The 23755-nt window shown below is 66.3% G+C and carries 18 protein-coding genes; 10 read left to right on the top strand and 8 right to left on the bottom strand.

Annotated elements, in window-relative coordinates; translation table 11 throughout:
• Nucleotides 1–9: 9 nt before the first annotated feature.
• Entirely contained in the window at nucleotides 10–783 is a 774-nt protein-coding gene (locus tag ACQR13_RS17010) for a helix-turn-helix domain-containing protein (RefSeq protein ID WP_434863008.1), read from the top strand.
• Nucleotides 784–2058: 1275 nt separating this feature from the next.
• Here ACQR13_RS17010 and ACQR13_RS17015 read toward each other — a convergent pair.
• Complete coding sequence (locus tag ACQR13_RS17015; protein ID WP_315717056.1) at nucleotides 2059–3291, bottom strand: ABC transporter substrate-binding protein; 1233 nt, start codon at nucleotides 3289–3291, stop codon at nucleotides 2059–2061.
• A gap of 269 nt (nucleotides 3292–3560) precedes the next feature.
• Between ACQR13_RS17015 and ACQR13_RS17020 the strand changes: the two genes are divergently transcribed.
• The 4 genes from ACQR13_RS17020 to ACQR13_RS17035 all read left to right on the top strand — a co-directional run bounded on the left by ACQR13_RS17020 (nucleotide 3561) and on the right by ACQR13_RS17035 (nucleotide 7709).
• Nucleotides 3561–4700 (top strand): acyl-CoA dehydrogenase family protein, encoded by a 1140-nt coding sequence (locus tag ACQR13_RS17020; RefSeq protein WP_316195112.1) that lies wholly within the window; start codon nucleotides 3561–3563, stop codon nucleotides 4698–4700.
• Nucleotides 4701–4914: 214 nt separating this feature from the next.
• Entirely contained in the window at nucleotides 4915–6084 is a 1170-nt protein-coding gene (locus ACQR13_RS17025; protein ID WP_434841857.1) for an acyl-CoA dehydrogenase family protein, read from the top strand.
• The gene (locus ACQR13_RS17030; protein ID WP_315717059.1) at nucleotides 6084–6740 is read left to right on the top strand and encodes a glutathione S-transferase family protein; all 657 of its coding nucleotides are present in this window, start codon (nucleotides 6084–6086) and stop codon (nucleotides 6738–6740) included. The genes ACQR13_RS17025 and ACQR13_RS17030 overlap by 1 nt, the downstream gene beginning before the upstream one ends.
• Before the next feature lie 177 nt (nucleotides 6741–6917).
• Nucleotides 6918–7709: a helix-turn-helix domain-containing protein gene (locus ACQR13_RS17035; protein WP_315827916.1), complete on the top strand. Its 792-nt coding sequence runs from the start codon at nucleotides 6918–6920 to the stop codon at nucleotides 7707–7709.
• Here ACQR13_RS17035 and ACQR13_RS17040 read toward each other — a convergent pair.
• Nucleotides 7679–10261 (bottom strand): cation-translocating P-type ATPase, encoded by a 2583-nt coding sequence (locus ACQR13_RS17040; RefSeq protein ID WP_434863009.1) that lies wholly within the window; start codon nucleotides 10259–10261, stop codon nucleotides 7679–7681. The two genes, ACQR13_RS17035 and ACQR13_RS17040, sit on opposite strands and share 31 nt — an antisense overlap.
• 186 nt (nucleotides 10262–10447) lie before the next feature.
• Here ACQR13_RS17040 and ACQR13_RS17045 point away from each other — a divergent pair, with 186 nt between their 5' ends.
• The 4 genes from ACQR13_RS17045 (at nucleotide 10448) to ACQR13_RS17060 (ending at nucleotide 16759) form a co-directional block, all read left to right on the top strand.
• Complete coding sequence (locus ACQR13_RS17045; RefSeq protein WP_434863010.1) at nucleotides 10448–11314, top strand: 3-keto-5-aminohexanoate cleavage protein; 867 nt, start codon at nucleotides 10448–10450, stop codon at nucleotides 11312–11314.
• 119 nt (nucleotides 11315–11433) lie between these two features.
• The gene (locus ACQR13_RS17050) at nucleotides 11434–13029 is read left to right on the top strand and encodes an AMP-binding protein (protein ID WP_434863011.1); all 1596 of its coding nucleotides are present in this window, start codon (nucleotides 11434–11436) and stop codon (nucleotides 13027–13029) included.
• A gap of 140 nt (nucleotides 13030–13169) precedes the next feature.
• A complete protein-coding gene (locus ACQR13_RS17055) occupies nucleotides 13170–14786 on the top strand; it encodes an acyl-CoA carboxylase subunit beta (RefSeq protein WP_316195101.1) in 1617 nt (538 codons plus the stop codon).
• Nucleotides 14787–14803: 17 nt separating this feature from the next.
• Nucleotides 14804–16759, top strand: a complete 1956-nt coding sequence (locus ACQR13_RS17060) for an acetyl/propionyl/methylcrotonyl-CoA carboxylase subunit alpha (RefSeq protein WP_316195167.1) — start codon at nucleotides 14804–14806, stop codon at nucleotides 16757–16759.
• 227 nt (nucleotides 16760–16986) lie between these two features.
• Here ACQR13_RS17060 and ACQR13_RS17065 read toward each other — a convergent pair whose 3' ends face one another.
• From ACQR13_RS17065 to ACQR13_RS17085, 5 genes are all read right to left on the bottom strand, one after another.
• Nucleotides 16987–17349: a response regulator gene (locus tag ACQR13_RS17065; protein WP_315717065.1), complete on the bottom strand. Its 363-nt coding sequence runs from the start codon at nucleotides 17347–17349 to the stop codon at nucleotides 16987–16989.
• Nucleotides 17336–18718, bottom strand: a complete 1383-nt coding sequence (locus tag ACQR13_RS17070; RefSeq protein WP_316165647.1) for a sensor histidine kinase — start codon at nucleotides 18716–18718, stop codon at nucleotides 17336–17338. The genes ACQR13_RS17065 and ACQR13_RS17070 overlap by 14 nt, the downstream gene beginning before the upstream one ends.
• A 331-nt stretch (nucleotides 18719–19049) precedes the next feature.
• Nucleotides 19050–19355: a c-type cytochrome gene (locus tag ACQR13_RS17075; RefSeq protein WP_434863012.1), complete on the bottom strand. Its 306-nt coding sequence runs from the start codon at nucleotides 19353–19355 to the stop codon at nucleotides 19050–19052.
• A gap of 12 nt (nucleotides 19356–19367) precedes the next feature.
• Entirely contained in the window at nucleotides 19368–20117 is a 750-nt protein-coding gene (locus ACQR13_RS17080; protein WP_434863013.1) for a CBS domain-containing protein, read from the bottom strand.
• 91 nt (nucleotides 20118–20208) lie between these two features.
• The gene (locus ACQR13_RS17085; protein WP_434863014.1) at nucleotides 20209–21771 is read right to left on the bottom strand and encodes an AMP-binding protein; all 1563 of its coding nucleotides are present in this window, start codon (nucleotides 21769–21771) and stop codon (nucleotides 20209–20211) included.
• Between the two features lie 323 nt (nucleotides 21772–22094).
• Here ACQR13_RS17085 and ACQR13_RS17090 point away from each other — a divergent pair, with 323 nt between their 5' ends.
• Nucleotides 22095–23282, top strand: coding sequence for an ABC transporter substrate-binding protein (locus ACQR13_RS17090; protein ID WP_315717071.1), 1188 nt, complete (start codon nucleotides 22095–22097; stop codon nucleotides 23280–23282).
• A 59-nt stretch (nucleotides 23283–23341) separates the two neighbouring features.
• Here the strand turns inward: ACQR13_RS17090 and ACQR13_RS17095 are convergent, their stop codons facing one another.
• Nucleotides 23342–23734, bottom strand: coding sequence for an MAPEG family protein (locus ACQR13_RS17095; RefSeq protein WP_315717072.1), 393 nt, complete (start codon nucleotides 23732–23734; stop codon nucleotides 23342–23344).
• Nucleotides 23735–23755 lie beyond the last annotated feature (21 nt).

The raw sequence follows: 23755 nt of genomic DNA on the forward strand, positions 1-23755 counted from the left end.
GGGGACAGGATGTCGATACCGGACAACAGCGAGCTTTCCGACGAACAGAGCCGGCAGGTCGCGGAGACCATCCGCGAGGAGATCGCGCGGCGCCGGATGTCGCGGCAGGCGCTGGCGGAGCAGGCCAAGCTGAGCCTCTCGACCCTGGAGAAGGCCCTCGGCGGCCGCCGCCCGTTCACGCTCGCCACCATTGTCCGGCTCGAGCAGGCGCTCGGCATGTCCCTGCGCAAGGCGCCGAGCGCACCTCTCGCCGCACCTGCCGCAAGCGGCGGCATTGCACCCGACAGCCTCGGCTCCTATTCGCGGCGGGCTGTAGAGTGGATCGAGGGCACCTACGTCACCTTGCGGCCGTCATTCGGCGACAAGGACGCCGTCTATGCGTACCGCACCGACATCGTCTGGGACGATGCGGCGTCGTCGCTGGTGTTTCGCGAGGGCGCGCGGCTCGATGCGGCGTTCACGCAGTTCGGCGAGGTCGCCGTGCCCAACCAGTCCGGCTTCGTCTACCTCGTCACCAACCGCCACGGCCAGCACCGGCTGATCACGGTGTCGCGTCCCACCATTACCGGCGAGATGTACGGCATCATCACGACCTTGCTCGCCGGCCGCGGCTCGCTGCTGACACCGATCGCCGCGCCGATCGCGCTGCTGCCGCTGCGCAATGTCGATGAGCCGAGCTTCGGCCGGCTCAGCGCGGATGACCGGCACTACCCGCTGTATCGCGAGCACCTGCGCAAGACGGTCGAGGAGCCGTTCGCGCTGTTCGTGCAGGGCGTGCCGTGAGATTTGGGCACACGACTAACCGCCGTCATTGCGAGGAGCGAAGCGACGAAGCAATCCAGAGTCGCGAAATCGGCCCTGGATTGCTTCCTTCGCTCGCAATGACGGAGCCAATGGTGGACGGCATCGCCTCAACGACCACCGCTGTCATCCCGGCGAACGCCGGGATCCATAACCACAGAGAGCAGTTCGGGGCACGCTGGTCATGACGATCGCGCATCTCACACCGGCTGCGGCGTATCGATACCGGATCCGCGCCGCGCCGTGCTGGCGCTCGTCACGGCTTGTCCGGGACGACAGCGGTGGGTGGTGCGGGGGCGCTGTTCACTAGACTGCGGCGGTTGGGCAAGGCTCCGTAGTCCGCACACACTGGCGCCGATGGTGGGCACGCGAACGCCTGATGGCGTTCGCTTTGCCCACCCTACGAAGAGATGATTAGCAATGAATCGTCGAACACGATTGGCCGACGACGCGGAGGAAAGATCAGATTCACATCTCAAACAGCATGGACACGTGGCCGCATCCTCGCGGCGACACTCGCCCGAGGCCTGTCGTGATCATGTCCCTCGCAAACAGTGCAGAGGGCGCAGGGAATGCCGGGTGAAGGCCTCACCCATGGCCCGCCTGCGAAAAGAATGCAGGCGGCAGGTACCACAGGCAAAGCCGAGCACGCCGGCATTCCCTGCGCGATGGGTTGAACGCTTATACGCAGTCTCCCTGGTGCGCCGGCTTGTTGGCCACCATGGCGACAATGCGCTTGCGCGCATTGCGCTGGACACCAGCTTCGGGGTGTCAGGACGCTGCGACTTCACGTCCGCGAGCGATCGTTCGTCCGCGCCCTCGTGAGAAGACGCTGCGATCTCTCGCGGCCACCGCATCCCCGCCTCGCGTGTCGTGACGATCGCGCGCAACGCCCCTCTGCGGTGAGGCGGGATGTCGAGAGTTGATCATGGATTCGGAAAAATAGCAAGAAGTTTTTGGATGGCAGAATGTTGCGTCACGGGCAGTCTGCTCCCCTCCCCCTTGCGGGGAGGGGGCGGGGGTGGGGGTCCACGAAGACCGCTCGAAGTATTGGGGTGATGAGAAGGAATTGTTCTGGGGGGTGGTTGCGGCGCCGAAATGCGCTGTGCCCTTCACGGCCTTTGGAGTGCGGAGACCCCCACCCCCAACCCCTCCCCGCAAGGGGGAGGGGAGCCGATCGTCGGCGTAGAGAGAGGGGGGCTCAAGCGATGCGGCGCGTCGTTGGACGATTCCGAGTGAGGCGCCGCAGCGACGCTGCTATCCCCCGACATCCGCGCTGATGATGTCGCCGAACAGATCCCACTTGCCGCCCTTGAACTGCATCATCTTGAGCTGCTCGATCGGGGCGAAATCGTTCGGGCCGGTGTTGACCTTGATGCCCGGGATCAGGGTATCCGGCGCGAAGTCCTTGAGGCTGGCGGCCTGCTTCATGACGTTGTCGCGGGTGAGAGTGTCGCCGCACTGTTTCAGGGTCTGCACCATGGTCTGGGCCGCGGCATAGCCATAGGCGAGGTTGGCGTCGGAGATGTTGGCGCCCGGCATGTACTTGTCGATGAAGGCCATGAACTTCTTCATGCCCTCGTCGTCCTTCCACTGGGGGTCCGACGGATCCTTGAGATAGCCGGCGGACAGCACGCCCTCGGACGCCTCGAGGCCGGCCGGCTTCATCACCGCGCCGATCGAGATCGAGACGTCGGTCATCAGATGCATCGGCTTCCATTCCAGCTCGGCGATCTTCTTGATCGCCTGCGCCGCGAATTTCGGCGTCGAGATGTTGACGAACACGTCGGCGCCGGTGCCCTTGAGCTTGACGATGTGGGAGTCGATCGATGGCTCGGTGGTCTCGTAGCTCTCCTCGGCGACGATCATGGTCTTGGCCTTGTCGCCGAGCACCTCCTTGATGCCGAGGACGTAGTCCTTGCCGAAATCGTCATTGGCATAGAAGATCGCGATCTTCGCGTTCGGCTTCTCCTTGAGGATGTACTTGGCGAAGATCCGCGCCTCGACGCGGTAGCTCGGCTGGAAGCCCATGGTCCAGGGGAATTCCTTCGGGTCGTTCCATTTGCTGGCGCCGGTGGCCAGGAACAGCTGCGGCACCTTCTTGGCGTTGTGATATTTCTGCACGGCGGTCTGGGTCGGCGTGCCCAGCGCGTTGAACACCAGGAACACCTCGTCGCTCTCGATCAGCTTGCGCACCTGCTCGACCGTCTTCGGCGGGCTGTAGCCGTCGTCATAGGAAATGAAGTTGATCCGGCGGCCGTTGATGCCGCCCTGATCGTTGATCATCTTGAAATAGGCCTCCTCGGTCTTGCCGATGATGCCGTAGGCCGAGGCCGGGCCGCTATAGGCCTCGACGTTGCCGATCCTGATCTCGGTGTCGGTGGCGCCGGTGTCGTATTTCTTTTGCGCAAGCGCGCTCTGGCTCGCCAGTACGGAAAAGGCGGCCGCGGCCGCGAATGAGAGCAGTGTCCTGGTCGTCATCGGCAACATTCCCTGGGCTTCCTCTGGTTGAATTTTTGTGATTGTCGTTCTTGTTCTTGGCTTGCGGCGATGGCGACCATGGAAGGCCGCTCACGGCAACGAGTGGGCAGATGTGTGCAATGCACTGTCTTGCGTCCAGGCGCTGGCCGTGGGAGGCCGGCCGGGCCGACCGGGCGCGCCGCAGGTGATTTTGCCGGTCAGCCACTCCACGCAAGTTGATACGGGCGTTTCCGGCGCATCTTCGAAAGCGCACGAAGCAGGATGCTCCCGGCACCGCCATGACGAAAAGCCCGTTCTACACGGCCGAGCACGAGGCCTTCCGCGACGTCATCAAGCGCTTCGTCGACAAGGAGATCGCGCCGTTCGCGAGCGCGTGGGACGAGGCCGGAGAATTTCCGCGCGCGCTGTATCTGAAGGCGGCGGAGATCGGCCTGCTTGGGCTCGGCTTCCCGGAGGAATTCGGCGGCGTGCCGGCCGACCAGTTCATGAAGATCGTGTCGTCGCAGGAACTGGCGCGTGCGGGTGCCGGCGGCATCAGCGCCAGCCTGATGAGCCATACGATCGGCGCGCCGCCGATCGCGCGCGCCGCGCAGCCGCAGGTGAGGGCGCGCGTGCTGCCGGAGATTCTGGCTGGGCGCAAGATCTCGGCGCTGGCGATCACGGAGCCGAGCGGTGGCTCAGACGTTGCCAATCTCAGGACCCGGGCCGTCCGCAACGGCGATCGCTATGTCGTCAGCGGCGAGAAGACATTCATCACCTCCGGGATGCGGGCCGACTACATCACGGTCGCGGTGCGCACCGGCGGACCGGGGCCGGCGGGCGTCAGTCTGCTGCTCGTGCCGGGCGACACGCCGGGGCTTACGCGCACCAGGCTCGACAAGATGGGCTGGTGGGCGTCGGACACCGCGACCCTGCATTTCGACGGCTGCCGCGTGCCCGTCGAGAACCTGATCGGAGAGGAGGGGCAGGGCTTCAAGCTGATCATGCACAATTTCAACAGCGAGCGGATGGGCATGGCGGCGAGCTGCACGGCCTACGCCCGTGTCTGCCTCGACGATGCGATTGCCTACGCCAAGGAGCGCCAAACCTTCGGCAAGCCGCTCGCGCAGCACCAGGTCATCCGCCACAAGCTGGTCGACATGGCGCAGCGCGTGGCGGCATCGCAGGCGATGCTGGAAATGCTGGCGTGGCGGCTCGAACAGGGTGACAATCCGGTCGCCGAGATCTGCATGATGAAGAACCAGGCGACGCAGACGATGGCCTACTGCGCCTCCGAAGCCGTGCAGATCTTCGGCGGCGCCGGTTTCATGCGGGGTGTCCGCGTGGAACGGATCTATCGCGAGGTCAAGGTCAACGCCATCGGCGGCGGCACCGAGGAGATCATGAAGGACCTGGCGAGCCGGCAGATGGGATTGTGACGCGCGCCTTCTCAGCACGTCATTCCGGGGCAGCCCGCAGGGCTGAACCCGGAATCTCGAGGTTGTTGCAACGAACGCAAAGCAATCTCTGGATTCCGGGTTCAAGGCCTGCGGCCTTGCCCCGGAATGACGAGCGTGACTCGGTCAAATGAGACCATATCGAGATTCCCGGTTCGGTCGCTCGCGATCGCTCCGGAATGACAGGGAATGAAACATGCTCTTCTCCGCCGACCACGACGAACCGCGCCGCATCCTGCAGAAGTTCATCGCCGCCGAGATCAATCCTCACGTCGACGAATGGGAGGAAGCCGGCATCTTCCCTGCGCATGAGCTGTTCAAGAAGCTCGGTGACCTCGGCTTTCTCGGCCTCAACAAGCCGGTCGAGTTCGGCGGCCAGGGGCTGGACTATTCCTACGCGCTGATGATGGCGGAAGAGCTCGGCGCCATCAATTGCGGCGCGATCCCGATGGCGATCGGCGTGCAGACCGACATGGCGACGCCGGCGCTGGCGCGGTTCGGCTCCGACGAGGTGCGCAAGGAGTTCCTGGCGCCCGCGATCTCAGGCGACTACGTCGCCTGCATCGGCGTCTCCGAGCCCGGCGCGGGCTCCGATGTCGCCTCGATCAAGACCCAGGCGCGCGGCGATGGCGACGACTACGTCATCAATGGCGGCAAGATGTGGATCACCAACGGCACCCAGGCCGATTTCATCTGCCTGCTCGCCAACACCAGCGACGGACCTGTCCATCGCAACAAGTCGCTGATCTGCGTGCCGATGAAGAGCAAGGGCGTGCAGGTCGCGCGCAAGCTCGACAAGATGGGCATGCGCTCGTCGGATACCGCGCAGATCTTCTTCGACAACGTCCGGGTGCCCAAGCGCAACCGCATCGGCGAGGAGGGGCAGGGTTTTACCTATCAGATGATGCAGTTCCAGGAGGAGCGACTGTGGGCGGGCGCCGCCTGCCTGAAGGCGCATGAGTCCATCATCAACGCGACCATCGAGTACACGCGCAACCGCAAGGCCTTCGGTCGCTCGATCCTCGACAACCAGGTCGTCCATTTCAAGCTCGCGGAAATGCAGACCGAGGTCGAGCTGCTGCGCGCGCTGACCTACCAGGCCGCGGAGGCGCTGATCGCCGGCGAGGACGTGACGCGGCTCGCGACCATGGTGAAGCTCAAGACCGGCCGGCTCGGCCGCGAGCTCACCGACGCCTGCCTGCAATATTGGGGCGGCATGGGCTTCATGAACGAGACCCCGGTCAGCCGCGCCTATCGCGATTCGCGCCTGAGCTCGATCGGCGGCGGCGCCGACGAGGTGATGTTGACCATTCTGTGCAAGATGATGGGGACCTTGCCCGGCACCGGCAAAGCGGGGAACGCCTGATGATCACGCTGTATCATTGCGACGGCGCGCGTTCGTTCCGCCCGCTGTGGATGCTGGAAGAGCTTCGACTTAACTACGAGTTGAAGATGCTGCCGTTCCCGCCGCGGGTGCTGGCGAAGGAGTATCTGGCGATCAATCCGCTCGGCACGATCCCGTTCATGATCGACGGCGAGACGAAAATGACGGAGTCCTCGGGCATCTGCCATTATCTCGGCATCAAGCACGGCCCGACGCCGCTGATGGTCGGGCCTGAGGAAAAGGACTACGGCGCGTTCCTGAACTGGATGTATTTCTCCGACGCCACGCTGACGTTCCCGCAGACGCTGGTATTGCGATACACTCAGCTCGAGCCGGAGGAGCGTCGCTCGCCGCAGGTCGCCACGGATTATGCCAAGTGGTTCCTGGGACGGCTGCGCGCCGTGGAGGCAGCGACCGCGAATGCCGAGTTCTTGTGCGCGGGTCGTTTCACCGCGGCCGACATCGTGATCGGCTATGCATTGCGTCTCGCAGACACGCTTGGGCTCGCCAAGGATTTTGGGCCGAATGTGGCTGCCTATTGGGTGCGATTGCAGCAGCGCGAGGGCTATCAGCGGGCACGCGCCGCCGAGCAGCGTGCGGGCGTGGAGCAGGGCATCGAGCCGCGGGTAAGGCCGTAGCTTTGGGCACGTCATTCCGGGGCGATGCTCACGCGCGCCCCGGAATGACGATCATCTCGGATCGGTGAGTTAACCGCGACAAAAATCGGCAATCGTCGCCGATGACAGGGGCGCGAATTGCGCTATGGTTCTTCTCCAAAGAAGCGGCCGACAGAGCCGCGCCTCAGGAGGAAGACCATGGATGTGACCCGCCGGGACTCCGGCCATCTCATGCTGATCACGCCCGAGCGCGTCTTCTACGCCGGGCTGCTCGGCCGTCCGCGCCAGCGCTGCTCGGGCGCGTGCCATATCTACGTCGCGCTCACCGGCAGCCTGCGGCTGATTCCCGACGGCGGCGAGGAGCGTCGCGGCGAGCTGCTGGTCGTGCCGCCCAACAGGCCGCACACGATCGAGAGTGATTATCGGACCGTCATCGTCGTAACGATCGAGCCGGAGAGCGTGCCGATCGGCACCTTGGATCGCTTCGCGAGCAAGGTCACCCGCGAGGCGGAGGCCTATGCTGGCCGCATCCGCGCCGCCTATGAGGAGCTGGTGCAGCGGCCGCTGAGCGGCGACGTCACCAGCGCCGTGTTCGACCGGCTGTGCTTCGGCGAGGTGCTGCCGCAGCGGACGCTCGATCCCCGCGTGGTCAAGGCGATCGGCCTGATCAGCCGCTTCTCCGGCGAGCCGGCCACGGCCGAGAGCTGCGCCGCCGCCGTCGGGCTCTCGACGTCGCGCTTCCTGCATCTGTTCAAGGAGGAGACCGACATCTCCTTCCGCTCGTTCCGCGCCTGGAAGCGCGCGCGGCATCTGCTCAACTACGCCAACCAGGACCTCAACCTGGCGCATCTCGCGCAGGACATCGGTTATCCGGATTCCACGCATTTCAGCCACTCGATCCGCCGCTTCTACGGGCTGAAGCCGCGCGCGATCTTCTCCGGCTCGCGCGATCTCGCGATCTACCGCGCCGGCGAGGTCGCCTTGACCTGACCTTTCCTGGCTGCGTGCCGCGCGAGCGCGGCGCGCAGTGGGAACTTCGACAGTTCGAGCAGGATCAGCGTGGTCAGCGCGGCTGTCGCGGTCAGGGCGAGATCGTCGGCGTGCAGCGGTCCGAACCGGAACAGCGCCGCGGCGGCGGGTAGCGTCAGGCTGGTCGCGAGCACGGCGACGACGAAGCCGATCACCAGCAGCAGCATGCGGTTCGGCCGCAGCAGCGCCTCGCGCAGCGAGCTCGAGAACGAGCGGTTGACGAAGATCAGGCTGACGATCACCGACACCAGGGTGAAGAACACCAGCGCGCGGAGCTCGTCGTCCGGCATGCCGTTGCGGTGTGCCAGCAGCAGGACGCCGCCCGTGGTGAGCATCGCCAGGATGCCCTGCAGCGCCCCCCACAGCACCAGCGGCCGCGGCAGCAATGGCTCCTGCGGATCGCGCGGCGGCCGCCGCATGATGTCGCTTTCCTCGGTCTCGGCCTCGAACACCAGCGAGCAGACGGGATCGATGATCATTTCGAGAAAGGCGATGTGCACGGGTCCGAGCAGCAGCGGCAGGCCCGTGACGAGCGGCAGCAGCGCCAGCCCGGCGATGGGAAAGTGCACGGCGAGGATGAAGCTCATCGCCTTGCGCAGATTGTCGTAGATGCGCCGGCCGAGCCGGATCGCCTTGACGATCGAGCCGAAATCATCGTCGAGCAGCACGATCGCCGAGGCCTCGCGCGCGACGTCGGTGCCGCGGCCGCCCATCGCGATGCCGATATGCGCGGCCTTGAGCGACGGCGCGTCGTTGACGCCGTCGCCGGTCATCGCGACGATCTCGCCGTCGGCCTTGAGCGCGGTGACGATGCGCAGCTTCTGCTCCGGCATGATGCGCGCGAACGCCGTCGGCGCGCGCGCCGCAAGCGCCAGGGCGTCGTCGTCGAGATCGGCAAGCTCGGGGCCCGCGATGACGCGCTCGGGATCGATCCCGGCCTGCCGCGCAATGGCGGTGGCCGTCGCGGGATAGTCGCCGGTGATCATGATGACGCGGACGCCGGCGGAGCGGCACTCGGCGACGGCATCCTTCACCTCCGGACGCAGCGGGTCGGCGAAGCCGACGAGACCGCGGAACGAGAACGCGAAGTCCTGCTGTGTGTCGGGGAGCGCCTCGCCGCTCCAGCTCGCCTGGGCGACGCCGAGCACGCGCAGGCCCTCGGCGGCGAGCGTCTCGACGCGCGCCTGCAGCGCCGCCAGCTCGTCGCCGTCGACGCCGCAGAGCGACGCGATCGCTTCCGGCGCGCCCTTGGCCGCCACGACGCCGGCGCCGTCGCGCGACCAGACGTTGGTCATCGCCAGCAGGTCGGGGCGCAGACCGTAGCGCCGCTGCAACGTGGCGCCCGCGGTGGCGTCGGCGCCGAGCGCGTGCAGCGCCTGCTCCATCGGATCATGCGACTGCGGGTCGCAGGCGAGCACGGCGGTGGCGACGAGATCGCGGAAGGGCGGTGCGATGGCGTCCGGCGTCGCCGTCGCAGGCTGCAGCACGCCGCCGTCCGGCAGCACCAGCCTGGCCACCATCATGCGGTTCTGCGTCAGCGTGCCGGTCTTGTCGGTGCACAGCACGGTGGCGGCGCCGAGCGATTCGATCGCCGAAGCGCGCCGCGTCAGCACCCGCGCCTGCGAGATGCGCCAGGCGCCCATCGCCAGAAACACCGTCAGCACCACCGGGAATTCCTCCGGGAGCATCGACATGCCCAGCGCGATGCCGGCGAGGATTCCCTCCAGCCAGCCGCCGCGGTACACCGCATAGAGCACGACCGTGACCGCAACCACGATGGCGCCGGCGATCGCGAACGCCAGCACCAGGCGCCGGGTCTGCTGCCGCAACCGCGGCGTCTCGGTCTCCAAGGCGGTCACCGACTGGCCGATCCTGCCGATCGCCGTGTGCGGCCCGGTCGCCATCACCTCGGCAATGCCGCCGCCGCGCACCACCAGGCTGCCGGAGAACACGAAGGGCTGGTCGTCGCCGCCGGCCACGGTTGCCGCGTCCATCGCTTCGCCGGCGGCCGGCCGCTTGCGCACCGGCACGGATTCGCCTGTCAGCAACGATTCATCTGTCAGCAGATCGTCGCATTGCCGCAGCACCGCATCGGCTGCGACGCGATCACCTTCCGCCAGCACGATGAGATCGCCGCGCACCACCTCGCGGCCGGCGATGCGGATGCGCTCGCCGTCGCGGATCACCAGGGCGCGCGGGCTTGACAGGTCGCGCAGCGATTCCAGCACGCGCTCGGTCCGCGCCTCCTGCACGATGGTGATGAAGACGGAGGCCGAGGCGAACACGCCGAGCAGCATCGCTTCCGCCGCGTCGCCCAGCGCGAGATAGATGCCGGCGCCGCCCAGCAGCAGGAGAAGCATCGGTTCCTTCAGAACGTCGGCGACGAGGCGCAGGATCGAGCGCGAGCCCGGCTGCGGCAGCTCGTTGAAGCCTTCCGTCCGCAGCCGGCGCGCTGCCTCCGCCGCGCTCAAGCCATTGGGAAACATCGGCGCAGGTTGTGGGTCGATCGACATTGCACGCCCGTGAGGAGAAGCAGGAACCGCTTAGCGCCGTTTCCGGCCGCGGACTTGATGCAAAGCAATATCCGGTTGCGCCGCATGTCACCAGCGAGTCAACGCAAGCAGATCCCGGCGTGCGGCCGTCATATACGGACCCTGTCAGCACAGCGCCGCCTGCGCGCAGCCCATCGAACGAGTGCCATGAGCGACAAAGCCGTCATCACCTGCGCGCTGAACGGCGTGCTCACCGATCCCAGGCAGCATCATGTGCCGGTCACGCCCGAGGAGATGGCGCGCGAGGCGCGGCGCGCCTATGACGCGGGTGCTGCGATCATGCACATCCATCTGCGCCAGCAGGCGCCGGGCAAGGGGCATCTGCCGTCCTGGGACGTCGACGTCTCCCGCGAGATCCAGCAGGCGATCCGGGAGGCCTGTCCCGGCGTGATCATCAATCACACCTCGGGCGTGTCCGGACCGAACTATCAAGGCGCGCTCGACTGCATCCGGCAGACCCGGCCGGAGATAGCGGCCTGCAATGCCGGCTCGCTGAACTATCTGAAGGTCAAGGCCGACAACAATTGGGCCTGGCCGCCGATGATGTTCGACAACTCGGTCGAGAAGATCCAGGACTATCTTGCCGCGATGAAGGACGCGCACACGATCCCGGAATTCGAATGCTTCGATGTCGGCATCGTCCGCTGCGTCGGCATGTATCGCCAGGCCGGCATGTATGACGGCCCGCTCGAATACAACTTCGTGATGGGCGTCGCCTCCGGCATGCCGGCCGATCCCGAGCTGCTGCCGATCCTGCTCAAGCTGAAGCTGCCGGAAGCGCACTGGCAGGTCACGGCAATTGGCCGGGCGGAGATCTGGCCGCTGCACCAGCACTGCGCCGAGCTCGGCGGCCATCTCCGCACCGGGCTGGAGGACACGTTCTATCTCGCCGACGGCACCAAGGTGACCTCGAACGGCCAGCTGATCGAGGCCATCGCGGCGTGCGCGCGGCGCGCCGGCCGCGAGATCGCAAGCCCGGCCGAGGCGCGGCAGATGTTCGGCACGGTGAACTGACGCAGGCAGACGCCGTCATTGCGAGCGCAGCGACGCAATCCAGAGTTCTGCATGACGCCCTGGATTGCTTCGTCGCCTTCTGCTCCTCGCAATGACGTGAATGGGGAGGGAACAGACCAATGACCAATCTCGACGCCACCGGCGGCGTGTCCGGTCCCGGCCGCATCGGCCGGGTTGCGATCGGCGACCTCCTGAAGCGCGCGGCGCGCCGCTTTCCCGAGCGGGTGGCGATCACCGATGGCGCCCGTCAGGTGACGTTCACCGAGCTCGAGCGCGATGCCAACCGGTTTGCGAACCATCTCGTCGCCAAGGGGCTGAAGCCGGGCGAGAAGATCTCGACCGTCTGCAACAACTCGATCGAGTTCGTCAAAGCGCTGTTCGGCATCCATCGCGCCGGTCTCGTCTGGGTGCCGATCAATACGATGCTCGGGCCCGCCGACATGGATTACATCCTCGGCCATGCCGAGGTGCGCTTCGCGCTCGTCGATGACAATCTGTTTGCGCAGCCGGAGCGGCGGGCGGCGCTGGAACAGCGCGGCGTCGAGCTGGTCGCCGTCGATCTCACCGGCACGGCGAGGACCGCGGGGCTTGCCAGCTTCGCCGACCTCATCCAGGGGCATTCGGACGTCGAGCCCGAGATCGAGATCAACGATCGCGATCTCGCGATGATCATCTACACGTCGGGCACGACGTCGCGGCCGAAGGGCGCGATGCACTGTCACCTTGCCGTGGTGATGGCTGTCATGAGCAACTGCATCGAGATGCAGCTCTCGCGCGACGACGGGATCACCGGGCAGTTCCCGCTGTTCCACTGTGCCGGTCACGTGCTGCTGCTCAGCTATCTCTCGGTCGGCGGCCGCATGGCGGTGATGCGCGGCTTCGACCCGGTCGCCTGCATGGAGGCGATCGTACGCGATCGGCTGACCGTGTTCGTCGGTCTGCCGCTGATGTACCAAGCCATCCTCGATCATCCGCGGCGGAAGGAGTTCGATCTTTCGCATCTGCGCACCTGCCTCTACACCATGGCGCCGATGGGCCGGCCGCTGCTGGAGCGCGCGATCAAGGAGCTGTGTCCGAACTTCGCGCTGACCAGCGGTCAGACCGAGATGTATCCGGCGACGACGATGTCGCGGCCCGAGGTCCAGCTCGACCGCTTCGGCAACTACTGGGGCGAGTCGCTGTTCGTCAACGAGACCGCCATCATGGACGATGCCGGAAATCTGCTGCCGCCCGGCGAGATCGGCGAGCTGGTGCATCGCGGGCCCAACGTGATGCTGGGCTACTACAAGGATCCGAAATCGACCGAGGACGCCCGCAAGTTCGGCTGGCACCACACCGGCGACCTCGCGGTCATCGACAAGGGCGAGGTGCTGTTCCTCGATCGCAAGAAGGACATGATCAAGTCCGGCGGCGAGAACGTCGCCTCGGTCAAGATCGAGGAGACCCTGCTGGCGCATCCGGCGGTGCAGAATGCCGCCGTCGTCGGCCTGCCGCATCCGCAATGGGGCGAGGCCGTCTCGGCCTTCGTCAAGCTCAAGCCCGGCGCGCAGGCCAGTGAGACCGAGCTGCTCGAGCACTGCCGCAAGTCGCTTGGCGGCTTCCAGGTGCCGAAGCTGGTGCGGGTGCTCGAGGAGATGCCGATGACGGCTACCGGCAAGCTGCGCAAGGTCGAGCTGCGCCAGGCCTATGGCGAGCATTTCGCGAAGAGCGCGTGAGCCGTATCAACGACTTCCGCCGTCATTCCGGGATGGCCCGAAGGGCCAGGCCCGGAATCCATAACCACCATCGGGAGTATGGATTCCGGGCTCGCGCTCCGCGCGCCCCGGAATGACGGCCAAAAGAGAGAACCTCGTTCGTGGCAGTGATCGACAACACCATCTCTCCCGCCGGCGCGGCCTTCCAGGCCAACCGTGACGGCATGCTCGACCTGATCGCGCGGATGCGCGATCTGGAGGCGCGCACGCGCAATGCCTCGGCGGCGGCAAAGGAGCGCTTCCATCAGCGCGGCCAGTTGTTGCCGCGCGAGCGCGTCGCCTTGGTGCTCGATCCCGGCGCGCCGTTCCTGGAGCTATCGACGCTTGCCGGCTACATGTTCGATACGCCGGACCCGGCCAAGAGTGTGCCGGGCGGCGGCGTCGTCGCCGGCATCGGCTTCGTGTCCGGCGTGCGCTGCATGGTCTCGGCGAACGACGCCGGCATCGATGCCGGCGCGCTGCAGCCTTACGGCCTCGACAAGACCCTGCGCGTGCAGGAGCTGGCGCTGGAGAACAAGCTGCCCTACGTGCAACTGGTCGAGAGTGCCGGTGCCAACCTGCTGCGCTACCGCGTCGAGGATTTCGTCCGCGGCGGCAACATCTTTCGCAACCTGGCGCGGCTATCGGCGGCGGGCCTCCCGGTCGTCACCGTGACGCATGGTTCGTCGACCGCGGGCGGCGCCTATCAGACCGGATTGTCCGACTACATCGTGATGGTGCGCGGGCGCACCCGTGCCTTCCTCGCCGGGCCGCCGCTGTTGAAGGCCGCGACCGGCGAGATCGCCACCGAGGAGGAGCTCGGCGGCGCCGAGATGCACACCTCGATCTCCGGGCTCGGCGACTATCTCGCCGAGGACGATCGCGACGCGCTGCGCATCGCGCGCGAGATCATGGGCAAGCTCAACTGGGACCGGCCGTCGCGGGAGTCGTCGCCGGTACAGCCGCCGCGCTACGATCAGGAGGAGCTGCTCGGCATCATGGCGCTCGACCACAAGCGCCCCGTCGACATGCGCCAGGTCATTGCGCGCATCGTCGACGACAGTGACTTCGTCGAGATGGCGCCGAACTACGGGCCTGCGACGGTGTGTGGCCATGCCCACATCGAGGGCCAGGCGATCGGCATCGTCACCAACAATGGCCCGCTCGATCCGGCGGGCGCCAACAAGGCGACGCACTTCATCCAGGCCTGCTGCCAGACGCGCACACCGATCCTGTATCTCAACAACACCACAGGCTACATGGTCGGCCGCGCCTATGAGGAGGCCGGCATGATCAAGCACGGCTCCAAGATGATCCAGGCGGTGACGTCGGCGACCGTGCCGCAGATCACGATCTATTGCGGGGCCTCGTTCGGGGCGGGCAATTACGGCATGTGCGGCCGTGGATTCCACCCGCGCTTCTGCTTCTCCTGGCCCAACGCCAAGACCGCAGTGATGGGTGGTGAGCAGGCGGCGGAGACGATGGCGATCGTGACCGAAGCGGCCGCGGCGCGCCGCGGCAAGCCGGTGGAACGCGAGAAGCTCGACGCCATGAAGGCGCAGATCATCGGCGTGTTCGACAGCCAGATGGACGTGTTTGCGACTTCGGCGCGCGTGCTCGACGACGGCGTGATCGATCCGCGCGACACCCGCGCGGTGCTGTCGGAGGTGCTGGCGATCTGCCGCGAGGCGGAGGCGCGGCAGCCGCAGCGCATGCAGTTCTCGGTGTCCAGGCCATGAGCGGAGAGATGACGGGAATGCAACGCAGGCCGTTCCACAAGGTGCTGATCGCCAACCGCGGTGAGATCGGCTTGCGGATCATGCGCACCGCGCGCCGGCTCGGCTACGGCGTGGTCGCAGTCTATTCCGATGCAGATTTTGAGGCGCCGCATGTCCGGCTCGCCGATCAGGCGGTCCGCATCGGCGCGCCGCCGCCGGCACAGTCCTATCTCAACATCGCAGCGATCATCGCCGCGGCAAAGGCGACGGGCGCGGATGCCGTGCATCCCGGTTATGGCTTCCTCGCCGAGAACGAGGATTTTGCGCAAGCGTGCAAGGAGGCCGGTCTGGTGTTCATCGGGCCATCGCCCGAGGCGATCAAGGCGATGGGCAACAAGGCCGGCGCCAAGGTGATCATGAGTTGCGCCGGTGTGCCCTGCGTACCCGGCTATCAGGGGGAGGACCAGGGCGACGACGCAATGCTGCGCGAGGCGCGCCGCATTGGTTTCCCGGTAATGATCAAGGCCGTCGCCGGTGGCGGCGGCCGCGGCATGCGGCTCGTGGCAGACGCCGGCGCGTTCCCCGATTTGCTGCGCAGTGCGCGCTCCGAAGCGGCCGCCGCGTTTGGTGACGGCACCGTCATCCTGGAGAAGGCGATCGCCAATCCGCGCCACATCGAGATCCAGGTGTTCGGCGATCGGCACGGCAATGCCATCCATCTCGGCGAGCGCGACTGTTCGGTGCAGCGCCGGCACCAGAAGCTGATCGAGGAGGCGCCGTCGCCCGCGGTCGGGCCGGAGCTGCGCGCGCGCATGGGCGCCGTGGCGGTGCAGGCGGTGAAGGCGCTCGGCTATGAGGGCGCGGGCACCCTGGAATTCCTGCTCGACGGCGACGGCCAATTCTACTTCATGGAGATGAACACGCGGCTGCAGGTCGAGCATCCCGTGACAGAGGCACTGACGGGACTCGATCTCGTCGAATGGCAATTGCGCATCGCCGCCGGCGAGCCCCTGCCGTTGCGCCAGGAGCAGGTCAGCTTCTCGGGGCACGCGATCGAGGTGCGACTGTGCTCCGAGGATGCGGCGCACGACTTCATGCCGCAGTCCGGGCGGATGACGCTGTGGCAGATGCCCGGGACGATCCGGGTCGAGCATGCGCTGGAGTCCGGCGCCGACATCCCGCCCCATTACGATTCGATGATCGCCAAGCTGATCAGCCATGCTGCGACTCGTGAGGAGGCGCGCGCAAGACTGATCGCCGGATTGGAGCAGGCCGTTGCCTTGGGCGTCCCGACCAACCGGGCCTTCCTCATGTCCTGCCTGCGGCATCCGGCCTTCTCCGCGGGCAAGGCGACCACCGCATTCATCGCGGCGCATCGTGACGAGCTGCGTGCGCCGGCGGTCGAAGCGGCAGACCTCGCGCTGGGTGCGTTGCTGCTCTCCGTCAGCCATCCGCTCGCGCATCCCGTCCGCCGCGGCCGCTCGCTCGCGGCAGCCTTCGCGACGCCGCTCCGGTTCGAGATCGCCGGTGAGGTGGCCGAGTGCGAGCTGCTGCGCGAGCGTGACGGAATCTATCGCGTGACGCGTGGCGATGCAGAGCATCGCTTCGAGATCGTGTCGCTCACGGATGATGCGATCCGCGTTCGTCACGCCGAGATCGTCGAGAGCGCCCGCTTCGTCCGCGACAACGATCGGCTGTTCGTCCAGCATCGCGACCAGACGCTGGCGCTGCGCGACGTGACGTTGGCGAGGCCGCAATCCTCAGCCGCTGGCGGCGGTGATGGCAGGGTTCGCGCGGCGTTGAATGGTCGTGTGGTCGCGGTGCTGGTGAAGCCGGGCGACAGCGTGGCTGTGGGACAGCCGGTGGTGACGCTCGAGGCGATGAAGATGGAGCACGTCCACACCGCCGGCATCGCCGGAACGGTGACCGCGATCGAGGTCGCCGAGGGCGACCAGGTGACGACGGGGCGGATCGTGGCGGAGATTGCGGCCTGACCGTCGGGCAGGTGGGCGTGAGTTGCCTGCCTGCGTCCTTTCAGGGCGCGACGTCGATGTGGATGGCCGGGACAAGCCCGGCCATGACGACGTGGAAACAGACGGTCGAAAGACGGAGACCGCCACAAGCGATTGCGCTGGCAGTTGCGGGGAGAGGTCGGCTTGTCTCGAAGATGCAACCGCTGCAGCCACGTCACGCGGAAGCTCGTCTCCCGCTGCAACAGACTTCACTGATGCAATTGCCGCTTCAGTGCGGCTACCAGCCGCGACGTCTGGAACGGCTTCGACAGCAGCGGTGCCGTGGCGAATTCTTCCGGGCATTGATCGACGGAATAGCCGGTGACGGCGACGAAGGGCACGCCGGCCGCGACCAAAGCGCGCGCGATCGGCGCCGATGTTTCCTGCCCGAGATTGACGTCGAGCACGGCGAGATCGCAGTGATTCCGCTCCAGCAGATGGAGGGCTTTGTGCACGGTCGCCGCCACGCCGACGACCGTGAATCCGGCGGCTTCGAGCTCGACCGCGAGGTCGAAGCCGATCATGGGATCGTCCTCGACGATCAGGAGATGAGTCTTCTCACTGTCGCGCATGATGACGGTCGCGGCAGAGGCGTTGCAGGGGGCACCTCAGGTGCCAGCGTAGTCCGGTCGGCAGGAACTCGACCTCGACCGTTCCATCCAGGCCGGCGCGTACCAGATCGGAAATCACCCGGCTGCCGAAGCCGGTGTGCTCCGGCGGCGCGACCTCAGGTCCGCCGCTTTCGACCCAGGTCATGTCGAAGCTGTCGTCGATGCGCGTCCAGCGGACCGCGATCCGTCCCTCGTCGTTCGACAGTGCACCATATTTGGCGGCGTTGGTGGCGAGCTCGTGGACTGCCATGCCGATCGACTGCGCGGCCTCCGGCGTCAGCTCGATCGGCGGCCCGTCGATCGCGATGCGGTCGCCGATCAAGTCGCTGAACGCCCCGAGCTGCGAGCGGACCAGGCCGCCGAGTGGAATGAAACGCCAATCGTTCTGGATCAGGAGATCCTGATTGCTCGCGATCGCCTGCAGGCGCTCCAGAAAGCGGTTGAGGTCGAGCTGGCGGCCGTGACGGGTCATCTGCCGGGCGATCGCCTGCACCAGCGACAGCAGGTTCTTGCTGCGGTGGTTCACCTCGGCCAGCAAGGTGCGCAACTGCTCCCTTGTCTGGCGCTTGTCGGTGATGTCACGCACGATCTTGGAGGCGCCGATGATGCGGCCGCTGGAGTCCCGGACCGGCGAGACCGTCACCGACACGTCGATGAGCGCCCCATCCTTGCGCAGCCGGATGGTCTCGAAATTGTCGATGATCGCGCCGGATAGGACGGTGGCGAGGATCCGGTCCTCCTCGGCCTGGCGCTCCTGCGGGATGATCGTGCGGATCGAGCGGTTGATCATCTCGCCTTCCGAGAAGCCGAAGATGCGTTCGGCGCTCTTGTTCCAGCTGGTGATCGTGCCGTCCAGCGTCTTGCTGACGACGCCGTCCGAGGACGAGGCGACGATGGCCGCGAGCATCGCCGCCGCACGCTCGGTCTTCTTCGACAGCGTGACATCGCGGATGACTTTGGAGATGCCGACAATCACGCCGGTGCTGCTGCGGATCGGTGAAAACGTGATGGAGACCTCGATCGGGCGTCCCTGCTTGGTCAGCCGGACGGTCTCGAAGCTCTCGATCGCTTCGCCCGCGTTGACCCTGGCGCGCAAGGCGCTCGCTTCTTCCGCCAGCTCGGGGGGGATGATCTCGGAGACGGATCTGCCGATCATTTCGGCCGCGGTGAACCCCAGCATCCGTTCGCTGGCCGCGTTCCAACTGCGGATGACGCCGTCGGCGGTGGTGCCGACAATGGCGTCGGCCGAGGACTCCACGATCGCCGCCAGATAGGCCGTATCGTCGTCGGTTACGCGTGGGGCGGGGGAGGCGCCGGGCATTCCGTGCACGTCGCAGGCTCCTTGCTAACAGGTCGGCAGAGAAGACGCCGTGCACCGGATTACCAACTTGTTTGTGTACAAATGCAAGGGCTATCTCGATCGCTGCTTGTTGTTGGTTTTTCCGGCAACGAGGACAGGACGATTTGCCGTCAGCAGACCCCCTTGGGGCCGTGCGACGTGCTCCAGCTCACGACGGCGAACACGGAGAACGCAGGCATGGGCGTTTTGTTCCAGGAGATCCTGCTAAATTGCCGCCGAACGTTCGGCGCCAGGGGTCCGCTTGCATCCGGACGCCGCCGACCGGGGGGGCGGCTCAACCCATTGGCGAATGTCGCATCAACTACCTCCTCAGGCTGAGGATGTAGCCTGCCAGGTCGGCCGCATCATTCGCACTGAGCGGATTGTTGGCCATCGTCGCGTGGGGAAGCAGGAGGAACTTGGCCAGCATCTCCTTCGTCACGTCATCCCTGGCCGCGATGGCGACGAACGGCCGGGCGCGCCGGAACTTGGTCGGCTCTGTGGCCACGGCGTGGCAGGCGGCGCACCAGCGCTCGGCGAGCTGGCGGCCGTGATCGAGATCCTCGGCGGCCGCCGGGGCGGACAGCAGGACCAGCAGCAGCAGCGATGGTACGGAGGCACGTCGCACGCCCGGCTCTCCTCACAGCGGCTGGTCGTCGTCGGTCGACGGCTGGTTCTGCAGCGAGACGATGTCACCGCCGCCGAACTCGTCCTCTGGCGGCGGATAGACCCACATGTGGTCGCGCACGTTCCTGACGCCCTGGACGCTCTTGGCCGCCACGATCGCCGTGGCCCGCTCCTTCTCGCTGCGCACCGCGCCCGTGAGATGCGCGATACCGTTGCGGACGACGACGTTGAAGCGGCAATGCTTGCAGGCGGCCTGGTCGAGTGAATCGAGGATGGCGTTGCGGATCCCGTCATCGTCAGGGGTGGGGCCTGGAACGGCAGTGGCGAGGTCGGCCACGGTTTGCAGGAAATCCGTATGGGTCACCACGCCGGCCAGCCGGTCGCCACTCATCACAGGGAGACGCTTGATGTTGCGCTTCTCCATGATCTCGGCGATCTCCGCCAGGCTGGCATCGACGCTGACCGTGACCGGAGGCTGGCTCATGATGTCGCCAACCGTACGGCCGTGGGAATGGACGAAGTCGGCGCCGATGCGGCCGCGGCCGACCAGGAGGTCGAGCCAGCGGCCTTGCCTGCGTTCGGTGCCGAGCTCGGCGCGGCGCAGGAAATCACCGTCCGTGACCATGCCGACGAGCGTGCCGGACGCGTCGACCACAGGCAGCCCGCCGATGTGGTTGCGCAGCATGATCCGCGCTGCCTCGGCCACCGGGGTTCCGGGCGTCACCGCGATCACGGATCTGGTCATGATTTGATGAGCGCGCATGTCGTCGTCTCGTGCTGCGATCGCAATTGGCGGAGAATAGCTGCGCGGCACCGCGCGCGCTTGACCAGGATCAATCCGAGGTCGTGCCGCCCTACACGATCCTTGACGTCTTGTTGCCCCAATAGCGGTCGCGCAGCAGGCGCTTGTAGAGCTTGCCGGTCGGCAGCCGCGGCAGCTCCTTCTCGAAATCGATCGAGCGCGGCACCTTCTGCCGCGACAGCGACTGCCGGCAGAACGCGATCAGCTCCTCTTCCAGCTCGGGCCCAGGCATGATGCCCGACATCGGCTGGACCACCGCCTTCACCTCCTCGCCGAGATCGAGGTTGGGCACGCCGAATACGGCGGCATCGGCGACCTTCGGATGCGTGATCAGCAGGTTCTCGCATTCCTGCGGATAGATGTTCACGCCGCCGGAGATGATCATGAAGGTGGCGCGGTCGGTGAGATAGAGATAGCCGTCGGCATCGACATAGCCGACGTCGCCCACGGTGCTCATGCTGCCGTCGGCCGAACGGGCCTCCTTGGTGCGCTCGGGGTCGTTGAAGTACTCGAACGGCGATCCCGTCTTGAACCACACCGTGCCGGCCGTTCCTGTCGGGCACGGCTGCATGGTCTCATCGAGAATGTGCAGGTCGCCGAACAGCACCTTGCCGACGGTGCCGCGATGCGCGAGCCATTCCGCGCTGTCGCAGGCGGTGAAGCCGAGGCCTTCGGTGGCGCCGTAATATTCGTGGATGATCGGCCCCCACCATCTGATCATGTCCTCCTTGACCTGTGCCGGGCAGGGCGCGGCGGCATGGATCGCGACCTCGAGCGAGGAGAGATCATAGCGCGTGCGGATCTCTTCCGGCAGTTTCAACATGCGCGAGAACATCGTCGGCACCAATTGCGTATGCGTGATGCCCCATTGCTCGACCAGTTGCAGGTAGCGCTCGGGGTCGAACGTCTCCATGATGATGGCGGTGCCGCCGACGCGGATGGTGAGGTTGACCGCGGCCTGCGGCGCGGAGTGATAGAGCGGCGCCGGCGACAGGTAGATCATGCCTTCGCGGTAGCGCCACAGTCTTTCCAGGAAGTCGAAGATCGGAAGCTGCTGAACCGGCGGCTGCTCGGGCAGCGGCCGCAGGATGCCCTTCGGCCGGCCCGTGGTGCCGGAGGAGTACAGCATCGCGGTGCCGACGCATTCGTCGGCGATCGGCGTCGCCGGCAGGCCGGCCGTGGCCTCGGCGAGGCCGACGATCCGCTCGCTCTCGCCAAGTTCGTCCCGTCGGCCATCGGCGACGATGCAGAGCTCGATGTCGGGCGCCTCCTTCAGCGCCTCGCGCGCGACGTCGAGCTTGGCGAGGGAGGTGATCAGAAGCCGCGACCGGCTGTTATTGAGGATGTAGGCCAGCTCGCCGGGCGTGAGGTAGGAGTTCACGCAGGTGAAATACAGCCCGGAGCGCTCGCCGGCGCCGCACGCCTCCAGATAGCGGCTGTTGTTCTCCATGAAGATCGAATAGTGGTCGAGCCGCTTCAGGCCGCGTTGGCGGAACAGATGCGCCAGCCGGTTGCTGCGCGCTTCCAACTCGCGATAGGTCACCGCCTCGCCGGTCGAGGCCATGATGAAGGCAGGCTGCAATGGGCGCAGCCGGGCGTGCTTGCCGGTGTACATGTGTCCTCCTGCCGATGCGCGCAGCTCGCCGCGGCGCGGCGCGCAGGCGGGAGGAAGGCGCCTGCCGCGGCACCTCGGCATGGCGACGCGATGCAGACGGTGCTGCCTCACGCGTCCAGGCGGTTTCCTTCCCTGCGCACCATCCCGGCGGGACGGCTCGTTGTTTGGACGCGAATGTAGCGGAGGAGCCTGCGTCTCTCAACATGGCTGTCAGCCGATTGGCTGAGGCGGGAAGGGATGGGCGTGGCCGGGGTTCTGGCATAACATGAGCGCGCATTCCAACGAATGACATCTCAAGACCAAGACATGCGGGGAGAGACCATATGAAATCGGGTTTGCTGGCTTTTGCGGCCGTCGGTGCGCTGCTGGCGGCGGCGCCGGCGTCGGCGCAGGTCAAGATCGGCATCCTCAACGACCAGTCCGGCGTCTATGCCGACTACGGCGGCAAATATTCCGTCGAAGCGGCCAAGATGGCGATCGAGGATTTCGGCGGCGAGGTGCTGGGGCAGAAGGTCGAGCTGGTCACCGCCGACCATCAGAACAAGCCCGATCTCGCCTCGTCGATCGCGCGGCGCTGGTACGACACCGAGGGTGTCGACATGATCACCGAGCTGACGACCTCCTCGGTCGCGCTGGCGATCCAGGATCTGTCGAAGGAGAAGAAGAAGATCGACATCGTCGTCGGTGCCGCGACCTCGCGCATATCGGGCGATGCCTGCACGCCCTACGGCTTCCACTGGGCCTATGACACCCGCGCGCTCGCGGTCGGCACCGGCGGCGCGCTGGTCGAATCCGGCGGCGATACCTGGTTCTTCATGACCGCCGACTACGCCTTCGGCTATGCGCTGGAGAAGGACACCAGCGACATCGTGACGTCGAAGGGCGGCAAGGTGCTGGGCTCGGTGCGCATCCCGCTCAACTCGTCGGACTTCTCCTCCTTCCTGCTGCAGGCGCAGAGCTCGAAGGCCAAGATCATCGGGCTTGCCAATGCCGGCCTCGACACCACCAACTCGATCAAGCAGGCGGCCGAGTTCGGCATCGTCAAGGGCGGGCAGAAGCTCGCCGGCCTGCTGATGACCCTGTCCGAGGTGCATGGTCTCGGGTTGGAGGCGGCGCAGGGCCTGATCCTCACCGAAGGCTTCTACTGGGATCGCGACGACAAGTCCCGCGCCTTCAGCGAGCGCTTCATGAAGCGCACCGGCCGGATGCCGAGCATGATCCACGCCGGCACCTATTCCGCGACATTGTCCTATCTGAAGGCGGTGAAGGCCGCCGGAACCAAGGACTCCGACGCGGTGGCGGCGAAGCTGAAGGAGCTGCCGGTCGACGACGCCTTCGCGCAGGGCAAGGTGCTCGCCAACGGTCGCATGGTCCACGACATGTACCTGTTCGAGGTCAAAAAGCCGTCGGAATCGAAGAAGCCGTGGGACTACTACAAGCAGCTCGCCACGGTGCCCGGCGACAAGGCGTTCTTCACCGCCAAGGAGAGCGGCTGTCCGCTGACGAAGTGATCGTCACACCATCGCCGTCGTCGCGGCGAAAGCCGGGACTACGGCGATGGGTGCAGCAATCAGCCGTGCAGCATCCGCCACAGGATGGCGATCAGCGCGCCGGCGAGGAGTACGGATGCGGCGAGCGCCTGCACGCCGAAACCGGGGCCGCGCTTCTCCGCGGCCTTCGCATAGGACACCATGTACATCGCGCGACCCGCGATCCAGACGAGGCCGATCAGGGCCGCGATCGGGTCGCTGACATAGATCGCGAACAGCCACAGCGCCGGCAGGAAGATCGGCATCCATTCCAGCGTGTTCACTTGCACGCGATAGGTGCGCTCGAAATCGAGATTGCCGGTGACGGCCGGCGCCTTGACGCCGAACCTGGCGCGCGCTTGCGCGACGCGGACCCCCATGTAGAAATACAGCATGAGCGCGAGCACGGTGACGAGTGCGGTGAAGTGATACATGCGCGGTTCCCCCTGATGACG

This window comes from Bradyrhizobium sp. HKCCYLRH3059, assembly GCF_051168035.1.
Lineage (GTDB): Bacteria > Pseudomonadota > Alphaproteobacteria > Rhizobiales > Xanthobacteraceae > Bradyrhizobium.

Excerpts from the sequence above, each read along its gene's own strand:
- ACQR13_RS17010 (WP_434863008.1), top strand. The coding sequence starts at position 10 with ATGTCGATACCGGACAACAGCGAGCTTTCCGACGAACAGAGCCGGCAG.
- ACQR13_RS17015 (WP_315717056.1), bottom strand. The coding sequence starts at position 3,291 with ATGTTGCCGATGACGACCAGGACACTGCTCTCATTCGCGGCCGCGGCC.
- ACQR13_RS17020 (WP_316195112.1), top strand. The coding sequence starts at position 3,561 with ATGACGAAAAGCCCGTTCTACACGGCCGAGCACGAGGCCTTCCGCGAC.
- ACQR13_RS17025 (WP_434841857.1), top strand. The coding sequence starts at position 4,915 with ATGCTCTTCTCCGCCGACCACGACGAACCGCGCCGCATCCTGCAGAAG.
- ACQR13_RS17030 (WP_315717059.1), top strand. The coding sequence starts at position 6,084 with ATGATCACGCTGTATCATTGCGACGGCGCGCGTTCGTTCCGCCCGCTG.
- ACQR13_RS17035 (WP_315827916.1), top strand. The coding sequence starts at position 6,918 with ATGGATGTGACCCGCCGGGACTCCGGCCATCTCATGCTGATCACGCCC.
- ACQR13_RS17040 (WP_434863009.1), bottom strand. The coding sequence starts at position 10,261 with ATGTCGATCGACCCACAACCTGCGCCGATGTTTCCCAATGGCTTGAGC.
- ACQR13_RS17045 (WP_434863010.1), top strand. The coding sequence starts at position 10,448 with ATGAGCGACAAAGCCGTCATCACCTGCGCGCTGAACGGCGTGCTCACC.
- ACQR13_RS17050 (WP_434863011.1), top strand. The coding sequence starts at position 11,434 with ATGACCAATCTCGACGCCACCGGCGGCGTGTCCGGTCCCGGCCGCATC.
- ACQR13_RS17060 (WP_316195167.1), top strand. The coding sequence starts at position 14,804 with ATGCAACGCAGGCCGTTCCACAAGGTGCTGATCGCCAACCGCGGTGAG.
- ACQR13_RS17065 (WP_315717065.1), bottom strand. The coding sequence starts at position 17,349 with ATGCGCGACAGTGAGAAGACTCATCTCCTGATCGTCGAGGACGATCCC.
- ACQR13_RS17080 (WP_434863013.1), bottom strand. The coding sequence starts at position 20,117 with ATGCGCGCTCATCAAATCATGACCAGATCCGTGATCGCGGTGACGCCC.
- ACQR13_RS17085 (WP_434863014.1), bottom strand. The coding sequence starts at position 21,771 with ATGTACACCGGCAAGCACGCCCGGCTGCGCCCATTGCAGCCTGCCTTC.
- ACQR13_RS17090 (WP_315717071.1), top strand. The coding sequence starts at position 22,095 with ATGAAATCGGGTTTGCTGGCTTTTGCGGCCGTCGGTGCGCTGCTGGCG.
- ACQR13_RS17095 (WP_315717072.1), bottom strand. The coding sequence starts at position 23,734 with ATGTATCACTTCACCGCACTCGTCACCGTGCTCGCGCTCATGCTGTAT.